At 63.6% G+C, this 6,912-nt stretch carries 4 protein-coding genes; all 4 read left to right on the plus strand.

Annotated elements, in window-relative coordinates:
- On the plus strand, positions 1 to 1,045 hold a 1,045-nt coding region (locus WAN02_RS17930; protein ID WP_422265594.1), incomplete at its 5' end, for a hypothetical protein.
- A complete protein-coding gene (locus WAN02_RS17935; protein ID WP_422265595.1) occupies positions 1,045 to 4,242 on the plus strand; it encodes a hypothetical protein in 3,198 nt (1,065 codons plus the stop codon). The genes WAN02_RS17930 and WAN02_RS17935, both read left to right, overlap by 1 nt.
- Before the next feature lie 146 nt (positions 4,243 to 4,388).
- The gene (locus WAN02_RS17940; protein WP_422265596.1) at positions 4,389 to 5,963 is read left to right on the plus strand and encodes a flavin-containing monooxygenase; all 1,575 of its coding nucleotides are present in this window, start codon (positions 4,389 to 4,391) and stop codon (positions 5,961 to 5,963) included.
- Complete coding sequence (locus tag WAN02_RS17945; protein WP_422265597.1) at positions 5,960 to 6,697, plus strand: SDR family NAD(P)-dependent oxidoreductase; 738 nt, start codon at positions 5,960 to 5,962, stop codon at positions 6,695 to 6,697. The genes WAN02_RS17940 and WAN02_RS17945 overlap by 4 nt, the downstream gene beginning before the upstream one ends.
- The last annotated feature ends 215 nt before the right edge of the window (positions 6,698 to 6,912 follow it).

Below are 6,912 nucleotides of genomic sequence, written 5' to 3' on the forward strand. Positions count from 1 at the left end.
CCCCTACGCTTCGCGGCTGGCCATACTTCGAAATCTCGACATGGCCGCATGCCGGAAAACCTTCCGGAAGATAACTCTGCCCGTAATCCCTTTCACCGAAAGTGATTTCGAAGTAGAACTGCCGCGCGGTGGCCGTATTCTCTACGCGTACGTCGTCACCGCGGTTTCAGCAAACAATATCGAGAGCGCATTTCCTTCCGACGCAAGCACCTTCACTGCGGTAGCCGTTCCGTACGTGGAAGTGCCACGTGCGCCACGCATTTCGGCAAAGCTGACACAAAGCGGCGGCATCTACGAAGCCGTCGTCGAGGTGGAAAGCCGGGTGGGCGTTTCACCCGACCGCTTTGTGCTCTATCGCACCAGCCGAGAAGGTCTGTCGCGCTCGGTGGATCTGATGGGACCGCCCTTGACCGACTCGACCCAGTCTGGTTGGAGCAACACAGCTCCCGACCTGAACGATGGGACGTGGACGGGCTCGTTCACAGATGCGGATGTTCCAGGCGCGTGGAGCCCGACGTGGTATCGAGCAATCGCCTGGCGCGACGACCACCTCACGGACGGGAGCGGAAATCCACTCGGCGCGTTGGGCGGGCGGTCCCCATCGAGCAGCGCTTTCGGGATCGTCGTGCCGCCGCCCGACCCGCCCGCGCTGCCCTACGTGGCCCCTATTGCCACCGACACCACGAACGCAACCGCATTGATCGCGATCGTGACCAGCGCGCCCATTGCGGCCACTGCCCTCGGCAGCCACACCCTCAACGTCACCGTGGATGACCCCGCACAGCCGAATGCCGCCGCAATGCGGACGTTCCGCATGCAGACCGCGCTTGATCTTCTGCAACGCACGACCACGGTCCCGACCAGTGGCAAGCCCGGTGACGCGACGCGCTATGCGTTCGGCAACGAGTGGAGCGCCTTGCTGGTGTGGGTGCCAAGGCCGACTCGGACAAGTGCATCGACGGACGCCTTCAACGTCACAGTGACGCTGACCGATCCGATCAACCGTTTCACAGCGGCAACCGCGCAGGTCGGGTGGTGGACATAATGGATCCAACAAGCCTGGCCGCCCGTCTGCAGCAATATCTGGTCGAAAGTCTGGGCGTCGCCGCGCCATTGCTCGGCGCGCAGTGGGCGTCGTCGAATCCCGCGTACCACGGTGTGGACGCAACCGGTGACAGCACCCCGCCCATGTCGCTCACTTTTTCAGGCGCCTGGAACGCGCCGTTCACCGGAATGCTCAGCTATTCGGGTAGCGGTACTGATGCGCAATTCACCCTGGACGGTCTCGTTATCACCGGCTCGGTCGCAGTGCTTTCGCAGCACCCGCATGCGCACCTGAGGCTGCGCGACATATTCGCCGGCCGCTTTGGGAACGACGGCAGCAGCCACAGTGTGCGGCCGGTGCCGATGACCGCGGTGATCCGCATGAGTTCGCCCCCGAGTCCACTGCCGGTCGCGTTGTCGCTCGTAAATGCAGGCGACACACAGAACACGCTGCCCGCCGGCACCGTCACCTTCCACGATGCCAACGGCCTGCTGATCGATCCGCTCTTTGTTGCGAGTGCGTGGACTGACATCCTGAACAACTTCGAAGCACTCGGCCCAAACGGCTTTGCGAAGAGTCAGCTCAACAAGAGTGCAGGCTACGTCGATTCCATTGCAGCGCTTGATTCTTCGGATACTCGATACATCCACATCGTCAACCCCCACGGCGGAAGCTGGAGCGACCCGGGCAGTGGGCACGGCCTTGCTGTGACAGCGTCGGGCACGCCGACGCGCGTCTCCAGTTATCTGCCCGCGGCGTTTCCAGATGGCGCAACGCTCGGTGCGGAGGACACATCCTCGACGCAGCCGCTGCGCTGGGGGCTGGCGACCTTCGGAAAGCTGGGCAAGACATCCTTCTCAGCTCCGGCACTTGCCGCGGGCGCGTCCCTAACGCGAGATTTCGTGCGCGTTATCGCGGTGGATCTCAACAATTTCCTCCTTGGCAACCGAACTACCCAGGACGTCGATGGTGTCCTTTACGCCGATGCCGGCACCGCTTCCGAACCAGCGCCGCTTGTCCGCGAAGGTTCCACGGTGCGCTTCTGCACCGATGGCATCGCAGTCCTCGGCGAGGCGCATACGCTGCTCTCGCATGCGCCCACCGGGGGCACCTCGTTCTTGGGATACCTTGTCTCCCCTGCCATCAGCGACAGCTTTTCCATTCCGTCGGACACCAGCGCAAACAGCCGCTGGGGTAAGGCGTCCGCAACGGAAATCACGCCATCAGCTGTCACGCCGCAGGATTGGGACCCTTCGGCCGCCACGCTGATTCGCCCCGGCCAGAGCACCACCGACGGCAAGCCGTCCATTACCGCCGCATGGAACTCTGCGTCAGGTACCGACATCGTCGTCACGTTCGCGGCGGGCGCCGCTCCCGCGGGCGCTTTCCTGCGCATCTATAACCGCATCTTCTACACCGGTCCGTCGCTCGATCAGAGCGCGACATTGTTCCGCGGTGATGGCGGCTCCATCATCGCGGGCGCCGCGTCACAATCCGTGCAGGTGTTGCTGAAGGATCCGCTCAACCTCGCCAAGTCGGGACAGATCGGTGATGCCACACTGCACTTCGATCTGCATGTCCTTCCCAACGCCGGTTCACCTCCGCGTGAGCGTATCTTCGGCGGCTACTCGCTGCCGGTCGGTGCCTTTGGCACAACCAGCTTTACGCCTCCCACCGCAACCAACAATTTCTCGATCGTTCCGGTGAACCGCCGCGGTATTTGCACGGCGGCTATGCTCGGCCTGCATCCATCCAGCAATTTCAGCCCTTCGGTTGTCGCTGCTGACTCGGTGGCGGCGCAAGTCGTAGAGCTCATCCGCCAGCTTTTGCAATTCGACACGCAGGCCAATGCCCCGCGCGAGGCGCTGCGCATTCCCACGATGGCCCGCACAGAAACGATTGCGGCCGTCGGCATTTCGTCCGGCAGCGCGGGTAAGTGGGAAACGGTGCTCTCGGGCGGATTCCTCTTGCCCGAATCGCATGTCGAGAAATATCAGCAGGGAAATCCTGGTGGGGTTGCCGGCCCGGAGACTTCCGTTACCGGGATCTTCGCGGGAGACCAGCTTGGGTACGATCTCGCGCTCGCCGCAAACCGTCGCGCCAACGATCTTCTCAATCGCCTGGAGGATTACGACAACGCTATTTTCAACGCGCCGCCCGCGCCCACGTCGCCGAGCACGATGAGCGGTGCCGTGTTGCAGACGGTTTCCGCCTACGTCGAGACTCCGGAATTCGGACTGCTTCCGGAAAGCGATCTCGCCGGCCTGCCTAACACAGTGGCCGATCTCGAGAACTACATCCAGAGCAAGATCAACCTGCCCAGTAGTTTGAGCATGCCTGACCTGTTCAACGGCAATCCTGCCAATGGCGACAGGATCGTCGCGGAGATCAAACGCGAATTTTATGCGGCCAGATATGGACGCCGCGACTGGCAATGGTCGCTCGAGTTCGCCATCTCCCATGCGCGAGATCTCATCTATTTGGAAACGCAGTGTCTCACGCAGAACGAGGACAATGAAGCCTATTCGTTCGACCTGGTAGACACGCTCGTGCATCAGTTGAAGGCCCAGCCGAGCCTGCGCTTCATTCTCGTCTGCAACAAGAAACTGTCATTCGACCCCACCTACAACGCGTGGGCACAGTACTTCTATGGCAAACGCACCGATGCCTGGAAACAGATTGCCGCGGCTGCCCCGGGCCGCGTGGTTGCCGTGCATCCCATCGGCTTCCCCGGCCGTCCGCTGAACATCCGCACAACGGTCGCGATCGTCGACGACGTCTGGTGCTCCGTGGGCACGGGCGTCCCGCGCAAACGCGGGTTCGGCTTCGACGGTGCGATCGATGTTGCCTTGCACGACGCGCAGATTGTCGACGGCCGCGGCAGCGCGATCCAGCAGTTCCGTCGAACGCTGATGGCCAACGTTCTTGGAACGCAGGCGCCGCCCTCGGGCGGGTCGCCCAACGCGGATTGGGTCCGCCTCCTGCAGCCACGTTCCGCGTTTGCAACTTTCAGCGAGCTGGTGCAGCAGGGCGGCCGCGGTTTGGTCGAACCGCAGATCTGGGCCGGTCCGGACTCTTCGCTCATTCAGGCGCAAAGCGCAGAACTCGCCGATCCGGATGGTCGCGACCTCTTGACCCTGTTGCCGGATTTGCTGGCCGCGCTGGCGCTGGGCCCGCTCGAAGGGCCGCCGAGCTGAGCCGCTTTCGACGCCAAGAGCAGCAGCCGCTGCCGTTTTCGTGAGCGAACCCGTCTGCGCCTGGTCCGGTCCCTTGATCTGCGACGAACGGGGTCAACTCAACCAAAGAGATCGCACCCGGATTCCAGCCATGCGACAGTTCCTCGATGACGCCAACCGTCGCCGTGATCGGGGCTGGACCCGGCGGGCTGGTCGCTGCGCGCTGGCTGCTCTCGCAAGGATTCGAACCGACGATCTTCGAGCAAGCACCGAAGCTGGGCGGCCAGTGGACTGGAATCATTGGGCGGAGCGGCGTTTGGCCGACGATGCACACCAACACCAGTCGCATCATGACTGCCTTCAGCGACCTGGAGAACGACAGCGACAACGTCTACCCATCAAACCGCGAGATTGTCGACTACCTGCATCGCTATGCCGACACCTTCGGCCTTACGTCGCGCATCCGGTTCGGCAGTCGTGTCGACCTCCTCGAGCGCGCCGGCGCCGGATGGCTCGTCGGTCACGCCGGCTGCAAGGAGAGCTTCGGACGAGTGGTGGTGGCAAATGGCAGATTCCATGCCCCCGCCATCCCCCGTGTGCCGGGGCTCGACACATTCGCAGGCTCGGCCGAAGCGATCTCCACCTACGACTACAGGGGACCCGCTCCATATCGGGGCAATCGGGTTCTCGTGGCAGGCTGCGCCGTCAGCGCCCTCGAGATCGCCGCCGAACTCGCCCAGAGCGGCGCGGCAGGCGTTGTAGTAACTCAGCGGCGACAGAGGTACGTCCTTCCGAAGTTCGCCGGCGGAGTCCCGTCCGATCACCGGATCTTCACGCGATACGGAACCTTGGCGAGTGAGACTCTCGCGGCAGCCGAGATCGACCGGCAGTTGAAGGAGATCGTGGTCGAGGCCGGCGGAAGTCCGGAGCAGTACGGCGCACCGGCGCCCGACCCGTCACTGTTCGCCGCTGGGATCACCCTCAACCAGCAGTACCTGCCGCTTGTGGCCGAGGGACGAATTGCGGTGCGTCCCTGGATGAAATCCATCGCGGGTGCGACCGTGACATTCGCCGACGGGCATGCCGAGGAGTTCGACGGGATCGTGCTCGGCACTGGGTTCGATCTGTGCCTACCGTTTCTGAGTGAAGACATCCGCGACGTCGTCAACCTCGACGCGGTACACCTAGACGCCGACCGCTACACATTCCACCCCGACCTCCCCGGGCTGGCCTTCATGGGTATGTGGGACCAGTCGGGCGGATACTTTGTGCCACTAGAACTTCAGGCCCGCTGGATCGCATACACGTGGGGCGGCACGATCCCGGCGCCTTCGGAAACCGAGCAGCGGCGGTCGATCAACGCTTACCGCTCGCAGCGAGGGACGTCCCAGAAAACTCGGATGAACCTGGTGGCTCTCCCCTTCGCTCGAGCCGCCGGGGTCGAGCCGCGGCTCGACAACTGGCCGCACCTGCGCCGCGCCCTGCTGTTCGGCCCGCTGGCACCGAGCTGTTTTCGGCTCGAGGGCCCGGACGCGCTGCCCGATGCAGCGGTCCGATTCGAGCGCGACGCCGCCGCTTTCGGTGCCATCACGTCAAACGAGCTGACCGAGCGTGAACGAAACTACTGGTCGCTCGTCGAAACCGCGGGCTCCGGCCCGACCGAGCGACGAAGGAATCGCAGCCCGCAACCCGCTCCGAGCGGGTCGGGTAGAACTGCCTGGATGAAGGACACCAACGAATGATCTCGCTGGCGGGCAAAGTCGCGGTCGTCACCGGAGCCAGCCGCGGTATCGGCAAAGGCGTCGCGCTGGCCCTTGGCGAATGCGGTGCCACCGTATACGTCACCGGCCGCACGGCCGCGACCGGCAGGCACGAACTGCCGGGCACCATCGGCGAAACGGCCGCAGAGGTCACCCGACGCGGCGGCAGGGGGATCGCGGTGCAAGTCGATCACGCGGTCGACAACCAGGTCACCGTTCTGTTCGACCGGGTAAGGACCGAGCAGGGCCGCCTCGACATCCTGGTCAACAACGCGTTCGCTCTGCCCGAAGACCTCACCGACGCTAAACCGTTCTGGGATAAGCCGTTGTCCAACTGGGAGATGGTCGACGTCGGAGTGCGGTCCAACTTCACCGCCGCCCGCCTCGCCGCGCAGATCATGGTGCCTCAGAAGCGTGGACTTATGGTCGCCACATCGGGCTACGTCGGCGTCACCTACACCTGCGGGGTCGTTTTCGGACTGCGCAAGACCGCCGTGGACCGGATGGCTCGCGACATGGCCATCGAGCTGGAACCACACAATGTCGCGTCGGTATCACTGTGGCAAGGACTGACCATGACCGAACGGGCACAACGCAAGTTGAATGACCACCCTGAGATGACGGAATCGATCGTCACCCGCCCGCCGGTGGCCGCTATTTCGACCGTCTCGAGCTTCGCGACGGCCACTGGCGGATCATGTTGCGCACCAATGTAATCGAATGGTCCGGAGCACTGCCGACAATGCCGATACCGTACGCCGACGTGCCCGACATCGGAGTCAACGGCATTTCAGCACGGGACCGAAGCGATCCGTCCTCCAAGCGACCCCTCGTCAACCGTCGCGACATCCACAACCCGCTGTCGTCTGCGTGACATATCTGGATGCTCACCGATCCCGCGTCGCCGACGGTACTCAACGCCGCTGACAAC

It is taken from the genome of Mycobacterium sp., assembly GCF_049281135.1.
Taxonomy (GTDB): domain Bacteria; phylum Actinomycetota; class Actinomycetes; order Mycobacteriales; family Mycobacteriaceae; genus Mycobacterium.